General features: G+C 31.2%; 18 protein-coding genes and 1 tRNA gene. 14 read left to right on the plus strand and 5 right to left on the minus strand.

Annotation, left to right across the window (positions count from 1 at the left end):
- Positions 1 to 128: 128 nt before the first annotated feature.
- The 4 genes from DM397_RS17225 (at position 129) to DM397_RS23825 (ending at position 1,173) form a co-directional block, all read left to right on the plus strand.
- Entirely contained in the window at positions 129 to 344 is a 216-nt protein-coding gene (locus DM397_RS17225; RefSeq protein WP_111378729.1) for a hypothetical protein, read from the plus strand.
- On the plus strand, positions 335 to 646 hold the full coding sequence (locus DM397_RS17230) for a hypothetical protein (protein ID WP_111378730.1): 312 nt from the start codon (positions 335 to 337) through the stop codon (positions 644 to 646). Before DM397_RS17225 ends, DM397_RS17230 begins: the two co-directional genes overlap by 10 nt.
- A gap of 2 nt (positions 647 to 648) precedes the next feature.
- Positions 649 to 1,008, plus strand: coding sequence for a dihydroneopterin aldolase (gene folB, locus DM397_RS17235; RefSeq protein ID WP_111378731.1), 360 nt, complete (start codon positions 649 to 651; stop codon positions 1,006 to 1,008).
- Positions 1,009 to 1,102: 94 nt separating this feature from the next.
- A tRNA-Cys gene (locus DM397_RS23825) sits at positions 1,103 to 1,173 on the plus strand.
- 416 nt (positions 1,174 to 1,589) lie between these two features.
- On the opposite strand, the gene DM397_RS17240 is transcribed toward DM397_RS23825, so the two are convergent.
- From DM397_RS17240 to rnr, 3 genes are read right to left on the minus strand one after another with little or no spacing between them, the layout of a single operon-like run.
- Positions 1,590 to 2,270, minus strand: a complete 681-nt coding sequence (locus tag DM397_RS17240) for a LysE family translocator (protein ID WP_111378732.1) — start codon at positions 2,268 to 2,270, stop codon at positions 1,590 to 1,592.
- 13 nt (positions 2,271 to 2,283) lie between these two features.
- Positions 2,284 to 2,952, minus strand: coding sequence for a head GIN domain-containing protein (locus DM397_RS17245; RefSeq protein ID WP_111378733.1), 669 nt, complete (start codon positions 2,950 to 2,952; stop codon positions 2,284 to 2,286).
- A 22-nt stretch (positions 2,953 to 2,974) separates the two neighbouring features.
- Positions 2,975 to 5,158: a ribonuclease R gene (gene rnr / locus DM397_RS17250; protein WP_111378734.1), complete on the minus strand. Its 2,184-nt coding sequence runs from the start codon at positions 5,156 to 5,158 to the stop codon at positions 2,975 to 2,977.
- Positions 5,159 to 5,268: 110 nt separating this feature from the next.
- Here rnr and DM397_RS17255 point away from each other — a divergent pair, with 110 nt between their 5' ends.
- The 3 genes from DM397_RS17255 (at position 5,269) to DM397_RS17265 (ending at position 8,093) form a co-directional block, all read left to right on the plus strand.
- A complete protein-coding gene (locus DM397_RS17255) occupies positions 5,269 to 5,502 on the plus strand; it encodes a putative signal transducing protein (RefSeq protein WP_111378735.1) in 234 nt (77 codons plus the stop codon).
- Positions 5,503 to 6,293: 791 nt separating this feature from the next.
- Complete coding sequence (gene rpiB / locus DM397_RS17260; protein ID WP_008465784.1) at positions 6,294 to 6,725, plus strand: ribose 5-phosphate isomerase B; 432 nt, start codon at positions 6,294 to 6,296, stop codon at positions 6,723 to 6,725.
- A gap of 225 nt (positions 6,726 to 6,950) precedes the next feature.
- A complete protein-coding gene (locus DM397_RS17265; protein ID WP_111378736.1) occupies positions 6,951 to 8,093 on the plus strand; it encodes an ATP-binding protein in 1,143 nt (380 codons plus the stop codon).
- Here the strand turns inward: DM397_RS17265 and DM397_RS17270 are convergent.
- Positions 8,076 to 8,345, minus strand: coding sequence for a DUF1294 domain-containing protein (locus DM397_RS17270; RefSeq protein ID WP_111378737.1), 270 nt, complete (start codon positions 8,343 to 8,345; stop codon positions 8,076 to 8,078). The two genes, DM397_RS17265 and DM397_RS17270, sit on opposite strands and share 18 nt — an antisense overlap.
- Positions 8,346 to 8,461: 116 nt before the next feature.
- Between DM397_RS17270 and DM397_RS17275 the strand changes: the two genes are divergently transcribed.
- Positions 8,462 to 10,585 carry a Tex family protein gene (locus DM397_RS17275; protein ID WP_111378738.1) on the plus strand — a complete coding sequence of 708 codons (2,124 nt, stop codon included), beginning with the start codon at positions 8,462 to 8,464 and terminating at the stop codon, positions 10,583 to 10,585.
- A 159-nt stretch (positions 10,586 to 10,744) separates the two neighbouring features.
- Here DM397_RS17275 and DM397_RS17280 read toward each other — a convergent pair whose 3' ends face one another.
- A complete protein-coding gene (locus tag DM397_RS17280) occupies positions 10,745 to 10,927 on the minus strand; it encodes a Sec-independent protein translocase subunit TatA/TatB (RefSeq protein ID WP_111378739.1) in 183 nt (60 codons plus the stop codon).
- A 214-nt stretch (positions 10,928 to 11,141) separates the two neighbouring features.
- Here DM397_RS17280 and DM397_RS17285 point away from each other — a divergent pair, with 214 nt between their 5' ends.
- The 6 genes from DM397_RS17285 (at position 11,142) to DM397_RS17310 (ending at position 17,846) form a co-directional block, all read left to right on the plus strand.
- Entirely contained in the window at positions 11,142 to 11,648 is a 507-nt protein-coding gene (locus DM397_RS17285; RefSeq protein WP_111378740.1) for a peptidase, read from the plus strand.
- 11 nt (positions 11,649 to 11,659) lie between these two features.
- Entirely contained in the window at positions 11,660 to 13,144 is a 1,485-nt protein-coding gene (locus tag DM397_RS17290) for a GH3 auxin-responsive promoter family protein (RefSeq protein WP_111378741.1), read from the plus strand.
- Positions 13,145 to 13,281: 137 nt separating this feature from the next.
- Positions 13,282 to 14,961, plus strand: a complete 1,680-nt coding sequence (locus DM397_RS17295; protein ID WP_111378742.1) for a DUF6909 family protein — start codon at positions 13,282 to 13,284, stop codon at positions 14,959 to 14,961.
- A gap of 8 nt (positions 14,962 to 14,969) precedes the next feature.
- Positions 14,970 to 15,953, plus strand: coding sequence for a hypothetical protein (locus DM397_RS17300; RefSeq protein WP_111378743.1), 984 nt, complete (start codon positions 14,970 to 14,972; stop codon positions 15,951 to 15,953).
- A gap of 54 nt (positions 15,954 to 16,007) precedes the next feature.
- Positions 16,008 to 16,544, plus strand: coding sequence for a hypothetical protein (locus DM397_RS17305; RefSeq protein ID WP_111378744.1), 537 nt, complete (start codon positions 16,008 to 16,010; stop codon positions 16,542 to 16,544).
- Positions 16,545 to 16,679: 135 nt separating this feature from the next.
- Positions 16,680 to 17,846, plus strand: a complete 1,167-nt coding sequence (locus DM397_RS17310; RefSeq protein ID WP_111378745.1) for a polysaccharide biosynthesis protein — start codon at positions 16,680 to 16,682, stop codon at positions 17,844 to 17,846.
- Positions 17,847 to 18,121: the final 275 nt, after the last annotated feature.

The following is an 18,121-nucleotide window of genomic DNA, read 5'->3' on the forward strand; positions in this document are numbered from 1 at the left end:
GATAAAAAAGTTTATAGTTTATAGTTTATGGTTTATGGTTTTCTTTGGAAACTTACTGAAAACATGAAACGTTAAAGCTAAAACCTAAGATTAATTTATTTAGTACTTTTGTACAAATATTCAGAATTATGAGACAATTAACTGTTACAATTCCAGACGATTTTTACGAAACTTTTATTAGTTTTTTTAAACATATTCCAGATGTTTCTATAAATGAAAATGTTGAGAATGAAATTCCACTTTGGCAGCAAGAAATGGTTTTAGAACGTATGAAGAATGCTAAGCCAGAGGATTATATTCCTATAGAAGATGCCTTAAAAGAGTTAGATAAAAAATGGCTTTAGAAGAAAATTATAAAACCATAATTCTTCAAAGAGCAAAACTAGAAGTAGATGAAACAGCTTTTTATTATGAATCTATAAGAAAAGGCTTGGGCAAATTATTTTATAAAGAGTTTAAAAACTATGCTTTAACGTTAAAAACTATACCTTTTTTCGAGGAAAAATACAATATTGTCCGTACATTACCTTTAAAGAAATTTCCTTATACCATTCACTTTACAGTTGATGAAATAGAAAAAATTGTTTCTATCCAAGCTGTAACATCCAATTACCAAGATCCAAATACTACAAGAATAAAATTATAAAAATGGGAGTTATTAAACTGAAAAATATCCGAACTTTTTCTTACCACGGATGTTTAATTGAAGAAGGAAAAATTGGATCTGATTACAAAGTAGATCTAAAAATTAAAACCAATTTACAGAAATCAGCGGAAACAGATCACCTTTTAGACACTGTTGACTATGTGCATTTGAACAAAATTGTGACGGAAGAAATGGCAATTCGTTCGCATTTATTGGAACATGTAGCCAAAAGAATCAATATTCGTGTACTGGCAGAGATAGAAATGATAGAAAAAACCACAGTTTGGGTTTCTAAAATAAATCCTCCTATTGGTGGTGATGTTGAGTCAGTTACTATAAAAATGACGGAAATTAGAAAGTAATCACTGCAATTAAATCTGTATTTTTTTAAAATAGTTCATTCGAAACTTTTGAAATTTAAAGATTTTAGTTACTTTTGCCAACCGTTCAAGTAATGGCGTCGTGGCCGAGCGGCTAGGCTGGGCTCTGCAAAAGCTCCTACTCCGGTTCGAATCCGGACGATGCCTCAAAACCTCTAAAGTAATTTAGAGGTTTTTTTATGCTTAATTTTTAGAAAAAATTAGATAAAGATTTATGTTCGAATCCGGACGATGCTTCAAAACCTTCAAAGCAATTTGAAGTTTTTTTTTATGTTTAATTTTTAAATTTTACAAATAAACCCGACAGGTTTTAAAAACCTGTCGGGTTTGTTACTTTATGAAGATTATCCACAATCTTGTCATTTCAACGTAAGGAGAAATCTCCACGAGAAGCTCTACAAAGATTGGATAATTGTTGCGGAGTTACTTGTGGAGATTTCTCCTTCGTCGAAATAACAAACTGGTGCCAATCAACTTTGTCAAAGTTTTAAACTAACAATTATAAACACAAAAAAACCTCTGAATTTCAGAGGTCTAATTTTATAATTTTGAGTTATTAACAACTACTTCTTCTCTATTCTTTCAAAGGCATTTTTAACCATTTCTTTTTCTTTAGGAAACCATCCTTGAATTACTAATGCAAATCCGAAAACCATTAAAACTACGCTAATTCCTTTTTTAATTTTGAGAATATTAGTTGGAGTCATTTTTGATTTTAACTGTTTGGCTAATAAAATCTTGGCACAATCAATTAATAAATAAGTGATAATTACAGCAGTAAAAAATGTCATCATTCTTGGAGTCTGCATATCTAATTTTGGTCCAACTGAAATAATAACAGCGAGCCAAAAACCAAGAACACCAATGTTAATAACGTTCAATAAAAAGCCTTTTACAAACAAACTTCCATAATTTCTTTTTAGAATGTCACGGTCAATTTCTTCATCGTTTATTTTTTCTTCTTTTTTTAGCTTTACAAAAGAAATAATACCATAAGAAAGCATAATTATCCCTCCAAAAATAAAAAGTGCTGGATCGTCTTTCAAACTGGAAATGAGTCTATAACTTCCAAGATAAGCAATAGCAATAAAGAAAATATCTCCCAATACTACGCCTAAATCAAAAACAATTGCAGCTCTAAATCCTTTTGTAATACTGGTTTCTAATAAAACAAAAAATACTGGGCCAACCATAAAACTAAGAACAAGTCCCCAGGGAAGTCCCGCTAGAATATCATTAATCATCAATTACTACTTGTTATTTTACTTCTTCTATTTTACCACCAAAAACAGTTTTCTGGTTTATTTGTTTTGGTTTTCCATAAATGTAAATAGAGCCTCCTGCGCTCACTTTTGCATCGACAAGGGTCGAAGCATTAACATCGGCTTTTCCGCCCGCAGAAACGCTCACAGTAGTCTGAGAAGTCTCTAATTTACTTGCTAGTAAATAACCACCAGCTCCCAAACTTGCATCTTGATTTGCAGCTTTACCAGTTAAAGTAATAGAACCTCCTGATACTGAACTTACTTTAAGCTTATCAACATCTAAATCAACATTAATAATTGCACCTTCCTGTGCGCTTACTTTAAACGAAGTAGCTTTAATAGCTTCATTGCTTGTTACAGTTGCTCCTTCATTAGCATCAATCAATTCTATATGTTTGTAATACAATGTAATACTAAGATCATTTCCTGATAAAAGTTTTGGAAAAGGCATTCTCAGTTTTAAAATGCCATTTTTGTTAACAACTTCAACTTCCGCTTCTCTAGCTCCTTTTATAACAATTTTATTTTCACCTGCCTGAACTACTTTTACACTTAATTTATCAAATACTTTTACGGTATCAAAATCACCCAACTCTTTGGTAACCTGACCAAAAGACATTTGTACAAATAAAATTGCTGCTCCTATAATTAGCTTTCTCATACTTTTATTTTTAAATTGATATTTATTCTGCTCGTCTTAAAAAATGAAAATCCAGTTGTTTTTTCACTAAGTCGGCATTTTTCACTTTCACATAAATTTCATCTCCCAATTGCAATAAACGGTTAGAATTAGCTCCAACCAATGCATATTGTCTTTCATCAAAAGTATAGTAATCTTCTTTTATTTCTCTGATTCTTACCATTCCTTCGCATTTATTAGAAACGATTTCAACATAAATTCCCCATTCGGTAACACCAGAAATAACGCCAAGGAATTCTTCGTCTTGATGATCCTGCATGTATTTAACCTGCATGTATTTGATACTGTCACGCTCAGCATTTGTTGCTAAGTTTTCCATGTTTGAACAATGCAAACATTTCGTTTCATAAGTTTCTTCGTCTACAGAAGCTCCTCCATCTAGATAATACTGCAGCAAACGGTGTACCATTACGTCTGGATAACGACGAATTGGCGATGTAAAGTGACTGTAATAATCAAAAGCTAAACCGTAATGTCCAATATTATCTGTCGAATATTTGGCTTTGCTCATACTTCTAATAGCAAGAGTATCAATAAGATTTTGCTCTTTCTTACCGTTTACTTCTTCCATCAAAGCGTTTATAGATTTTGCTATATCGCCTTTTGTTCTAAAATCAATCTTATAACCAAACTTAGCAATTACAGTTTGCATTGCAATTAACTTATCTTCATTTGGTTCGTCGTGAATACGGTAAACAAAGGTTTTCTTTTGTTTACCAATGTATTCTGCCACTTTTCTGTTAGCCAAAAGCATGAATTCTTCAATCAAATGATTGGCATCTTTTGATATTTTAAAATATACTCCTTCTGGTTCTCCTTCTTCATTAAGATTGAACTTCACTTCCACTTTATCAAAAGAAATAGCGCCTTGCTGCATTCTTTTCTTTCTCAAAATCTTAGCTAATTCATCTAACTTCAAAGTAGCTTCAACAATTTCATCTGAAACTACATACGATTCTCCCGTAATAGAAATATCAACTGGAATTGTATTATTTCCTTTTGTTTCAATAATATGCTGAGCCTCTTCGTATGCAAAACGCTGATCTGAATAAATTACAGTTCTTCCAAACCATTGGTTAATAACCTGTGCCGTTGGAGAAACTTCAAATACTGCAGAGAATGTATATTTTTCCTCATTTGGACGAAGCGAACAGGCAAAGTTAGACAACACTTCTGGAAGCATCGGCACTACCCTATCTACCAAATAAACCGAAGTGGCTCTTTGATACGCTTCATCATCAAGGATTGTTCCTTCTTCAAGATAATACGAAACGTCTGCAATATGAATTCCGATTTCGAAGTTTCCATTTTCTAACTTTTTGAAAGACAAGGCATCATCAAAATCTTTTGCATCTTTTGGATCTATCGTAAACGTTAGCGTATCACGCATATCACGACGTTTTGCAATCTCAGATTCCTGAATCGAAGTATCTAGTTTTTGTGCAAACACCTCTACTTCAACAGGAAAATCTGCTGGCAATCCGTATTCAGCCAAAATAGCATGAATCTCAGTATTATGTTCTCCAGGTTTTCCTAAAACTCGAATTACAGATCCAAACGGACTATCGGCTCTTTTTGGCCAGTCTTCAATCTTAACTAAAACAACGTCACCGTTTTCTGCCTCACCAATTTTATCTTTAGGTATAAAAATATCGGTATACATTTTAGGATTTGCAGTAGAAACAAAAGCAAAATTTGGCTGCATATCAATTACACCTACAAACTCTGTTTTATCTCTTTCTATAACTTCAATTACTTCACCTTCAGGTCTTTTTCCTTTTCTTCTGTTATAAACGTAAACTTTTACTTTGTCTTTGTCTAAAGCACGATTCAAATTATTGGTCGGAATAAAAACATCTTCTTCAAATTCGTCACAAATAAAATATGCCGTTTTTCTACTCGTCATATCTATTGTTCCTTCGTAGTAATCCTGGCTAATGGCTTTTACTAAATATTTTCCTGGTTCTGTTTCTATAATTTTCTTCTGAGCTGCCAGAATCTTCAGATCTTTTATAATCTGATTTCTGCTTTTTGTATCATCAAGTTCTAGCTTTGCTCCTATCTGTTTGTAATTGAATGGCTTATTAGCATTTTGCGATAAAATCTTTAGGATCTTCCCAGAGAAATCTTTCTCTTTTTTTATCGGCTTTCTAATTTTCTTACTCATATATCTTTTCTAATAAGGCTTAAAATTACAAATAAGATATCAGATAATACTTTTTAACAAATAGAATTATTAAAAATATAACTTTTCGTACATTTACAAAAAGACCTAAAATGGAAAGCTTTAAAACGATTGCCGTATTCAATTATCTGCACGAAACCGTAGTTCTCAAACACTTACTGGAGCAAGAAGGAATCCCTTATTTTTTCGAAAACGAAATGACGCTCTCTGTTATACCTCTTTACTCAAATGCGCTGGGCGGAATCAAACTCAAAGTCCATCCAAACGATTTCGAGGAAGTTCAGCAAATTCTGGACAATCTCAACAATCCTCTCAAAATCGTCTGAAACAAATTCAAAACAGAATAAAATTCAAACTCAAATAAAATTTTTTCAATTTCAACTTTTTTAGTTTTCAACATATATTAAATACAACAAAAAAGATTTTTAAAAATTTAAAAAAATTTGGTTGTTATTATAGCTTGTTAATATGTCGAATAATTTTTTTTTTGAAGCCATTGAAATCTCGTTTTACTTATTTATTCTGAGTTATCAACATAGTTATTTTTAGTTAAATGATTAATTTATAAGACTTTTTGTATTTTAATTAACAACGGTTGACAACCAAATTTGAATTGATTTTGTAGATAAGTTGATATGTTGATTTCTGTTGAAAATGGTATTTTTGATATTGATAACTTTTCCAAAAATTCACGAAACTTTTCTTGCATATTTCATTCCAGTTTTGGATTAAGCATTTTTTCGAAACAACCAAAAAAAACTTCTAATTTTCTTTTCGAACTTATTAACATTTTCTGTTAACTTAAAGTTAATTGAATATCAAGCAATTACAAACTCCTATTAACACCTCAAAATTTTAACAAATATTATGTTTTTTCTTCATTGATTGTGAGATAGTTATATACTTATTAAAATTGTTAATAACTGATAAGGTTTTGACAGTAAGATAGTTGTAAAACAAACGTTTTTGCTATGTTATATTGCGAATGTATACTAATTATAATTGTTTTGTTGATATAGTACTCAAAAAGAAAATAATTTGTGAAAATTGGTGTAATTCGTGGCATCCATTTATTAATTGAGTAAATTTGCACAACACAACTTAATAGAATAGAAAAATGAAAATTTCGATAGGAAACGATCACGCAGGTCCAGAATATAAAAAAGCAATTGTTGAAATGCTTAAAGCTAGAGGATATGAAGTAACTAACTACGGTACAGATACTGATGCTTCTGTAGATTATCCAGATTTTGGGCACCCAGTTGCCAATGATGTATCTGAAGGAAAAGCTGATTTTGGAATCGTAATCTGCGGAAGCGGTAACGGAATTGCAATGACTGTTAATAAACATCCGAAAGTAAGAGCTGGTTTATGCTGGACAAAAGAAATCGCGTATTTGACGCGTTTACACAACGATGCCAATATTGTAAGTATTCCAGCGAGATTTACATCAATTCATCAAGCTGTTGAAATTGTTGAAACTTTCTTGGATACAGCTTTTGAAGGCGGAAGACACCAAAATAGAGTGAATAAAATTGCTTGCGCATAAAAAGTAAAAAAAAATTCGGTGCTTCGCACCTACTTATAATCACACCGGGCCAATTTTTAATTTGCTCGGTTTTTTATTTTGTAGAATGGAAATTAGGCCATTTTAGTGAATGAATTAACGTTAATTCGATTGATGTACTGACTGAATTTACATTAATTTAGTCAACATACTGACTGAATTTACATTTTTTAATTATCTTTGTATTCTAATTTTAAGCTAGTTAGAATGAAAAAACATTTAGAAAGAGCTATAATTGCTGAGTTTAGGAAGAAAGTAGTGCCTAATAAAGTATTAATTTTGCTTGGAGCTCGTCGTGTTGGTAAAACAGAACTAATTAAAAGCTATTTAAAAGAAATTCCTTCTGAAAATTATCTTCAGCTCAATGGAGAAGATATCAATGATATAAATTTATTAAAAGAACGTTCTGTTAATAACTATAAAAGATTATTGTCAGGTATTGATTTACTGGTAATTGACGAAGCGCAAAATGTACCAGATATTGGACTGATTCTTAAATTAATTGTGGATTCAATTGACGGAATCAAAGTTATTGCCACGGGATCTTCTATGTTTGATTTAAGTAATAAATTAGGAGAACCACTTGTAGGACGAAAAAATACACTTTATTTATTTCCTCTGGCGCAAATTGAATTTTTACAAAAGGAAAACTATAAACAAACACTTGAAAATTTAGAAGAAAAACTGCTTTTTGGAGGTTATCCCGAATTAATTCAATATGATAATTGGGAAGATAAAAAGGATTATCTTTTTGAAATTATCAATTCGTATTTGTTAAAAGATATTTTAGTTTTTGAAGGCATTAAGCATGCAGATAAAATTTACGATTTACTTCGTTTAATTGCATATCAGGTTGGAAAAGAAGTTTCTATTCAGGAATTGGCCAACCAATTGCAATTGTCTAAAAACACGGTTGCAAATTATTTGGATTTACTTTCTAAGGTATTTATTCTCTTTAAAATTGAGGGATTCAGCAGAAATTTGCGAAAAGAAATTGTCAAATCGAGCCGTTGGTATTTTTATGATAACGGAATACGAAATGCCATTATTAACAATTTTAATAGGTTAGATTCAAGAAATGATATTGGTGATTTATGGGAAAATTATCTGTCATATGAAAGAATAAAAAAACAGCATTATCTGAAAATAAAAACCAATAATTATTTCTGGCGTACTTATGATCAGCAGGAATTAGACTGGTTGGAAGAAATAGGAGATAAGTTGGAAGGATTTGAATTTAAATGGAATGAAAATAAGAAAGCAAAAATTCCAACCGCGTTTGCAAAAGCTTATCCAGAAGCAGATTTTACAGTTGTTAACAAATCAAATTATTTAGATTTTATCAGTTAATTTAAGGTAAACTAAAACAGCTTGGATCAAAAAAATTACCGTGAATTTGACAATAAATGAAGTTTTACTCGTTTTATGTCTGAAGATTAACATTGCTATTAATAAACCTGGAGTTCCTCCGATTAATTCCATAAAGAAGAGCGTGTTTTCAGGGATTCGTCTTTTGTTTTTTCGGGCTTGAGATTTGTCATATCCCGCGAAAATAAAAACGATGATATTTATAAATAAAAAATATAGTAATAAAATTTCCATAGGCTTAAAATTAGAAACAAAGATATTATTTTAGCCGAATGATTTACTATTTTGAAGAAACATTTTAATAAGTAAATTATATCATTTTTAAGTAAGAAAATCATTTTATTAAAAGTATGACTAATATTCAATTTATTGCCAAGTCTGTTCAGGCGCCCGCAGTCAGTATTCAAAACACAGTAAAATTATTAGAGGAAGACTGTACGATTCCGTTTATTTCGCGATATAGAAAAGACGCAACCGGAAATCTTGATGAAACTGTAATTGAGCAGATTGCAAAGCTTCAAAAAGATTATGATACGCTTATAAAACGTAAAGAAGCAGTTTTAAAATCTATTGAAGAGCAAAAAGCGCTTACGCCAGATTTGAAGAAAAAAATTGAAGACAGTTTTGATTTGCAAGAAATTGAAGATTTTTATCTTCCATATAAAAAGAAGAAAAAAACAAAAGCCGATGTGGCGCGCGAATTCGGACTAGAGCCATTAGCAAAATTAATAATGTCTGAAAGCGATGTTGATTTTGATTTCGTTTCGACGCAGTATTTAAATGAAAATGTTATTAATGAAGAAGCGGCTATTCAAGGCGCAAGAGATATTGTAGCCGAATGGATCAACGAAAATATCTATGTTCGTAAACAGTTGCGTAGATTGTTTCAGAGAAAAGCAACCATTGCTACAAAAGTGGTTAAAAAGAAAGCCGAAGAAGAAGGCGCAAAAAAATTCGATCAGTATTTTGATTGGGAAGAGCCTTTGACAAAAGCGCCAGCGCACCGTTTATTGGCAATGCTTCGTGCAGAAAACGAAGGTTTTATCAAAATGAAAATTGATGTTGATATCGACGATGCTTACGATGTTATTGACGAAATCATCATTAAGAAACAAAATAATTCAACAGCTCATTTGCAATTAGCAATTGAAGACAGTTATAAACGTTTATTGAATCCAGCAATTGGAAACGAGACTTTACAAGAAGCCAAAGCCAAAGCTGATGCTAACTCGATTCAGGTTTTTGCTAATAATTTAGGTCAGTTGTTATTGGCTCCGCCGTTAGGAGAAAAACGTATTTTAGCAATCGATCCTGGATTTAGAAGTGGTTGTAAAGTAGTTTGCTTGGACGAAAAAGGAGATTTATTATACAACGAAACCATTTATCCGCACGCACCTCAAAACGAGGAAACTATGGCGATAAAGAAAATCCGTTCGATGGTAAATGCGTACCAAATTGATGCGATTTCTATCGGAAACGGAACAGCTTCGCGCGAAACGGAATTTTTCATCAAAAAAATCGCGTTTGACAAACCAATTCAAGTATTTGTGGTTTCTGAGGCAGGCGCTTCGGTATATTCGGCTTCAAAAATTGCGAGGGAAGAATTTCCGAATTATGATGTAACTGTTCGTGGTTCGGTTTCTATCGGAAGACGACTTTCAGATCCGTTAGCCGAATTGGTAAAAATCGATCCGAAAGCGATTGGAGTAGGGCAGTATCAGCACGATGTTGACCAGACTAAATTGAAAGAAGAATTGGATAGCACCGTAATTCGTTGTGTGAACTCGGTTGGAATTAACATCAATACAGCAAGTAAACATTTATTAAGTTATGTGAGTGGAATCGGGGAGAAGCTGGCTGAAAACATTGTACAATACCGTTCTGAAAACGGACCTTTTGAAGATAGAAAACAACTGAAAAAAGTGCCTCGTTTAGGAGATAAAGCCTATCAGCAGGGAGCGGCATTTATTAGAATTACAAATGCTAAAAATCCGCTGGATAATTCAGCGGTGCATCCAGAGGCTTATCCGGTTGTTGAAAAGATGGCGAAGGACTTGAATATTTCTTTAAACGAATTAATTGCAAATAAAGAGAAAACAGCGCTTATTAAGCCTGAAAAGTATATTACACCAGAAATTGGTTTATTAACGCTGAAAGACATCATAAAAGAGCTTGAAAAGCCTGGATTAGATCCGAGAAAGTCGGCCAAGGTTTTTGAATTTGATGCAAACGTAAAATCAATCAAAGATTTGAAAACGGGAATGATTCTTCCAGGAATTGTTAATAACATCACCAACTTTGGCTGTTTTGTTGACATCGGAATCAAAGAAAGCGGTTTAGTGCATATTTCGCAGTTAAAAGCTGGTTTTGTAAGCGATGTAAACGAAGTAGTAAAACTACATCAGCATGTTGATGTGAAAGTAACTGAGGTTGATGAGGATAGAAAGAGAATTCAGCTGACAATGGTTTTGTAAAAATTCCAAATTTTTAAATACCAAATTCCAAAAACTCTCGTAATCTTTTCATTTCGACCGAAGGGAGAAATTACAAAACTATTGAGAGTAGTTTCATTATAATCCATAAAAAAATCCCAGACTACATTGTAATCTGGGATTTTAATTTTTTCGAATTTCTTATTTTGTTTCTTCTTCTTCTTGTTTTTTAGAAGCAGCAGGTTGATCGTCTTTAGCAGCGTTTTTAAATTCCTTAATTCCACTTCCTAAACCTTTCATTAATTCTGGAATTTTTTTACCTCCAAAAAGTAATATCACAATACCTACGATAACAAGGATTTCTGTAAGACCTAATCTTCCCATGACTAATATATTTAATGCCGAAGCAAATTGTTTTTTCTTAATTATTCCGCAAAGGTATATAGAAATATACGAAATAGAAGTATTTTTAGTTTAAAATATTTCGATCAAACCGCGTTAAATATTTTATAAAATCGTAAATTATAGCTCTTCATGAAATTTTTTGACTAAATATCATGATGATTAATTATTATATTTGCTAGCATAAAGAAGGATAATGACTCAAAAAAAGAAAAAGAATTTTAGAAAAAAACTGTTCATTAAAAACCGATTAGTAATTTTAAATGAAGACACTTTTGAAGAGATATTTTCTTTTAGGCTTACTTTAATGAATGTCTTTGTAACGTTTACTTTAGGCGGAATATTTCTAATTTTGGTTACTACTTTCATTATTGCTTTTACGCCCCTTCGCGAATTTATTCCTGGATATTCTTCTACAGAATTGAAACGAAACGCTACAAGACTAGCAATTAAATCAGATTCTTTAGAAACGGCTTTAAGACAGAATGAAATTTACATAAAAGGAATTCAGAAAGTTTTGAAGGGAGAATTGGAATATTCAAAATTTAATAAAGATTCTATATTAGCAGAGTCTGTTGAAGATGCTTCAGACTTAAATATGAAAGCCTCAGATGCGGAAATAAAATTAAGAGAAGATGTAGCCGAAACAGAAAAAGAGCTGAAGGCCAAATATCAAGACAAAAAGAAAAGTGATAAAAAATAATACCACTGAAAATGTCAATTAAGTCAATTGCGGCAAAAATTTTTGCCCGAAAAATATATAAACAAACGCTTAGATGGACCGAAAAGCCTGTTGAAACACAATATAAGGTTTTTGAAAGCCTGATTGAAAATGCTCAAGACACCGAATTTGGAAAAGATCATCATTTTAATCAAATAAAAACTTTTAAAGATTTTCAGAAACAAATTCCTGTCAGAGATTACGAAGACTTAAAACCATACGTTGAAAAGGTTGTAAAAGGCGAAGCAGATATTTTATGGAAAGGAAAACCATTATATTTTGCTAAAACTTCGGGAACAACTTCGGGAGCGAAATTTATTCCGCTGACCAAAGAATCGATGCCGTATCATATAGAAGCAGCTCGAAATGCAATTCTTCATTATATTAACGAAACAGGTAAAGCTGATTTTGTTGACGGAAAAATGATATTTCTGCAGGGAAGTCCCATTCTAACTGAAAAATACGGAATTAAATTTGGAAGACTTTCTGGAATTGTGGCGCATTTTGTTCCTAAATATCTACAGAAAAACCGAATGCCATCTTGGGAAACCAATTGCATTGATGATTGGGAAACCAAAGTAGATGCCATTGTAGATGAAACGATAAAAGAAGATATGTCGGTTATTTCTGGGATTCCGTCTTGGGTTCAGATGTATTTTGAGCGTTTACAGCAAAAAAGCGGTGGCAAAAAGATTAGCGAAATATTCAAAAATTTCAATCTGTTTATCTACGGCGGAGTTAATTACGAGCCTTATCGAGCAAAATTTGAGCAGATGATAGGCAAAAAAGTAGACAGCATAGAATTGTTTCCTGCTTCTGAAGGCTTTTTTGCATACCAAGATTCGCAGAAAGAAAAAGGAATGTTGCTACTTTTGAATTCCGGAATTTTCTATGAGTTTATAAAAGCAGACGAATTTTTTAGCGAAAACCCGAAAGTATATACAATTGGTGAAGTTCAGGTAGGAGTGAACTATGTTTTGATCATTTCTACCAATGCGGGGCTTTGGCGCTATAATATTGGGGATACAATTCAGTTTACATCTTTGGCGCCGTATCGCGTTATAGTTTCTGGACGTATCAAACATTATATTTCGGCTTTTGGAGAACACGTTATTGCCAATGAGGTTGAAAATGCGATGAAAGAAGCCGTGAATTCAACTAATATAGTAATCAATGAATTTACCGTGGCGCCTCAGATTAATCCAGAAAACGGACTTCCGTATCATGAATGGCTGATTGAGTTTGAAAAAGAGCCTGAAAATATGGAAGCTTTTGCGGAAATGATCGATAACTCAATGCGAAAGCAAAACATTTATTACGATGATTTAATTACTGGAAATGTTTTAAGAAAAGTAGTTATAACGAAAGTTTCTAAAAACGGATTTCAAGATTACATGAAATCGCAAGGAAAATTGGGCGGACAGAATAAAATTCCGAGATTATCGAATGACAGGAATATTGCGGATAATTTGAAGTAGAATTTAGCTTTTTATAAGGCCATCTAACAATTTGTTAAATGGGAATTCATTAAAGTTATATATATAATTCCTACTTTCGTTTATCGAAATATTCGTATCTTCTTTACAAACAAAGAAGATTTTTAAAATAAAAAGACATGAAAGAAACTAAACATATATCAAGATCAAGAGCGCAGGAATCTTCTGCGGCTATAGAAAAAATGTACATTACAATGCGCCATTTATTCAACCGTGGTTTTTATAAACCAATGGGAGTTTCTGGTGACAGCTTACGCGAATCATTATTGGCTTTACGTCCAGAAATTTATGGAAATATTGCCGAAGAAAAAGTAGAACTAAACGGACTTCTATACGTTATTGAACGTCTTCCAATTGGAATTGAGCAGTGCCGTTTTATCAATTTAACATCAGACGAAGGATATTCTAAATCGCATTTTCAGCCAATTGTTCCTCCAAAAAGAAGAAGAAACTGCTACAGAATCGACGAAGAACAGATGAATGTCGAAATCACTCGCGGGCGTTCAGACATTTATGATATTCTTACGCATTTGACTTTCATTTTCATCGAATCTCATAAAATTAAAAATAGAGTTTTAATAGACGATGGAGGAGAGGTTTCGCGCGATTGGCAGAAATTAGAGCAAGCTGTTATGCAGACTAAAAAGCTTTCTCAAGTTGAAAAAGAAAAAGCAATTTCGCATGTTGCCAATATTTTAGCGAGAACTTTTGAGGAAGTTTTAGATATTTATGATGCTTTTGGTTCAGAAAATGCGCCAGACCGTTTCTTACATGTTATTTATTGGTTAGGAAAATTAGCGATTGAAGAAATTGTTGAAAACAACAAACGTACGATCACTTTTAGTCCGGTTTTACGTGAAAGATTAGGACATCACATTCACGGAGAAATATGGGCAACAAACATTAAAGAAGTTCTTAAAGCAAACGATTTGCTGAAAAGACCAATTCACGTTATCAGTGCCAATATGCACAGTGTGATGAATTCGATTTTTGCAACACCTTTGTTGAAAACAAAATATAAAGGAAAAACAGATTTCTTTATTTATGAGGAATTAAGCGGTTCGGGATCAAAAGAAATAAGAGGACAGGTTGAAGAACTAGCTTTAAAAAACGGAATGATTTCATTGCCAGATTGTTCAGGAACTAATATCGATGTTCAGATTTTTGATACGGCTAAAATTGACTGGTCAAAAACAGCTTTTTCGCATGCAAATGTTGGTGAAGATAAACCAGTTATAATCGTAATGGATTATGCTTTTGGTGAGCAGGCTTACGAGACTATCGACGAGCTTTTGAAACCATTTAAAAAAGAAACTTTATTGAATGTAAAATCGGTTTCTATTATGGGTAAAGCTGGAATTCTGGAAGGAGGAAAAGGAGATATCATGATTCCGACGGCACATATCAACGAAGGAACGGCAGATAATTATTTCTTCGAAAACGAACTAACTGGCGCAATGTTCGAAGGAAATGATATTGATATTTATGAAGGTGCGATGGTTACCGTTTTAGGAACTTCATTGCAAAATAGAGATTTATTGAAATTCTTCCACGAATCGACTTGGGGTGTAATTGGTCTTGAAATGGAAGGATCTTATTATCAAAAAGCGATTCAGTCAGCATCTAAAATTAGAAAAAGCGTTCCGCATGATATTAAAGTTCGTTATGCATATTATGCTTCAGATAATCCTTTAGAAACAGGAAGTACACTAGCTTCAGGCGGATTAGGAACAACGGGTGTAAAACCAACGTATTTGATTACTATTAAAATTTTAGAGCAGATTTTCAATATAAAATAACACTTTAAATGAGTACAAAAGTACCTCAGAATACAGAAGATCAAGAGATTGATTTGGCTCAGATTTCAAAAAAAATCGGCAATTTTTTTGACCGAGTTAGTACTTCTATTTTTAAAAGTATTCAATTTTTTGTAAAGAATTGGGTTACTGTCGTTATTTTAATTGTTGTAGGTTTTGGGACAGGATTTTTATTAGAAAGCTATAAAAAAAGCTATCAGCATCAAATTATTGTGGCACCAAATTTTGGGAGTACAGATTATCTGTATTCTAAAATCGAGTTAATTGATGCTAAGATTAAGGAAGGAGATACTTTATTTTTAAAAAATATAGTAGGAATCCAAAATCCTGATAACCTGAAAAAGATCGAAATTGAACCAATTGCAGATGTGTACAATTTTATCAACAATAAACCAGAAAATTTTGAATTGATAAAATTAATGGCCGAAGACGGAGACATTAAAAAAGTGCTTCAGGAAAATATAACAAGTAAAAATTATACGTATCAGACTATAGTTTTAACAACAAAAAACAAAACATCTGAAGAAAAGCTGGTTAAACCATTTTTGAAATATTTTAATGCATCTGATTATTACAGTAAAATTCAAAAAGAGTCGTATGAAAATATTCAGCTAAAAATGAGAAAAAATGATACGATCATTAAACAAATTGATGGTCTTTTAGATAACTTTTCGAAATCAACAAATAGCGGTGCTAAAAATGATAAATTGGTGTATTACAATGAAAATACCCAATTAAATGATATTATTAAAACAAAAGAAACATTAATTAATGAGCAGGCAATTCATAAAATAGAATTGATTGCTTATGACAAAATAATTAAAGAAAGCAGTATTACAACTAATATAGAGTATGAAAAAATTACAGAGAAGTATTTGAAATTTATCTTACCCGTTTTATTTGTTTTACTTTTTATATTCTATAGATCTTTTATTAAATTTTATAGAAGGCAAAACAGTCTTTTGGGTAATTAATTTTTTACCATTATTTAAATCAAAAAAAATTACATTTGTCAAAATTTTAAAATAATGAACAAGAAAAACATTTTAATAAATTTACTTGCAATTGTATGTTTTATTTCTTGCAAAAATAAGGACGTGCAGGAGCCTGTTGAGGAAGTTAAAGCAAATACTTTTGATGTTATTGTTGATTTGAATATTCAAAAAGATGACGAATTGATTCTTTTTTACAAAGATGCGTCAATTGCTTATTTTGATGAGAAAAACACAGTGTATAATGGTGTAAAAGGAAAAGCAGAAGCGCAAACAATTACGTTTAGTATACCCGAAGGAATTTTGCCAAATGATATTCGTTTTGATATTAGTTCAAAAAAAGAACAACAGCCAATCAAAATTAATTCAATTGCTTTAAGTTATAATGGTAAAATTTTTAAAGTAGAACAGCAAGATTTATTAAAATATTTTACTCCAAATGAATTTATAAATTTTGAGGCTGCAACTGGAACAGCTTCTTTTACAGAAAAAGAAGGTAATTATGATCCAATTTTTAATACAAAGCCAGCAATATATGTTGAGCTTGAAAAACTTGAAGGGAAACAGTTATAAGTTCTAGATAGATAATTATAAATTAAAATATAAAGGTTAATTCATTTTTTATGAATTAACCTTTTTAATATAAAGAAAGTATTGATATTTATTTTACGAAAATATTTTTTTCAGCATGCCTCTTTAATAGTGCTAATGTTTGGAGCTTTAAGTTTTTTTGCTTCAAATATTATTATGAAGGAAATTCTGAGCGCTGAAACGTACGGATACCTATCTGTTTTTGTTACTTATTTTTCATTTATATATGTTTTCGGAATTTTTGGAACCGAGCAAGTTTTTATTCGTTTTTCAAGAGTTGAAAACAAAAATGAGATTTTGACTCAAAAATCAATACTTTATTTAATTCTATTTTTTGCTCTTTTTTCTTCGGTAACGGGGACAATTTTATTTAGACATTTATATCCAGAAATACAGCTTAATTTCTTTGTTTTAATTTTAGTAAGTTTAAGTATAATTGGTTCTACTTTTTTGGTATCAACATTTCGATTAAATTCAAATTTTGTGTTATCACAGTTATTATCAAATGTTTGGAAGATTGCAATGTTTTTGCTGGCAATCTTTTTTTTGATATACAAATACTCAGATCTTTCTTTATTTTTACTTTTAGTTTCTCTTATTACTATATCCTGCTTTTTTTTCTTTCTTTTTTATATTTTAAAAAAAATAAAATTCGAGTTTAATTCGATAATATCAAACAATAGAATTTTAGAATCTTCTTTTCATTTTTTTGTTTCAATTTCATCTTTTTCTCTTATTGTTTTTGCAGATCGCTTTATTGTAGAACATAAATATAGTTTTGAGCAGTTTGGTAATTTCTTTTATTTAACAAGCTTTTTTTTGTCACCTTTTTCTATTTTACAGAATTATATTGGCTTTAAACAATTAATTTTTTTCAAAAACAATTTCACGATATCTTATTTTTTAAAATTTAGAAAGAAAGTCATTTTATTGGGATTTTTAATGGCTTTCGCATTGTGTTGTGTTACTTTTTTTCTGAGCTATTTCAAATGGCTAAGTTTTCCTTTTGACCAATATTTAAGCGTAATTGCGATGTTTTTAATTTCGGGTATAACAAGATTATATTCTTCGTCGATAAGTTCTGCTTTTGAGGCAAAAACATCAATAGAAACTTTAAGAAAATCAAACTTGATAATAGTTTTGATAACAATAGTCATTTTATTGTTTACTTTTATTTTCGTTAATTCTATAGAAATAATAATTCTTAACATGACACTCATTTGGTTACTAAGAAGTATTATTTGTAAAAAGCTATTACTTAATCAAATAAAAAATGATGAGTAAATGAAAATACCATTATCAAAAATATATCTGTTTTTTTTCTTTCTCGGGCTTTTCTTTTTTTCATTTAATGAATATCAAGGGCTTTCTTTTTTGGGAGAATTTAAAACAGAATCTGGAGCACTTTTTTTTCTTTTAGGTTTTTTACTATTAGGTATTGAATCTATTGCAAAAGGTAAAATTTCAATTCCTTATAAAAGCACTATTTTCCAAATACTTGTCTTTTTTATAATATGGTGTTTTATAACTACTGTTTTAAATGCAAATACCGTTGTCTC

This window comes from Flavobacterium nitrogenifigens (genome assembly GCF_003254565.1).
Classification (GTDB): domain Bacteria; phylum Bacteroidota; class Bacteroidia; order Flavobacteriales; family Flavobacteriaceae; genus Flavobacterium; species Flavobacterium nitrogenifigens.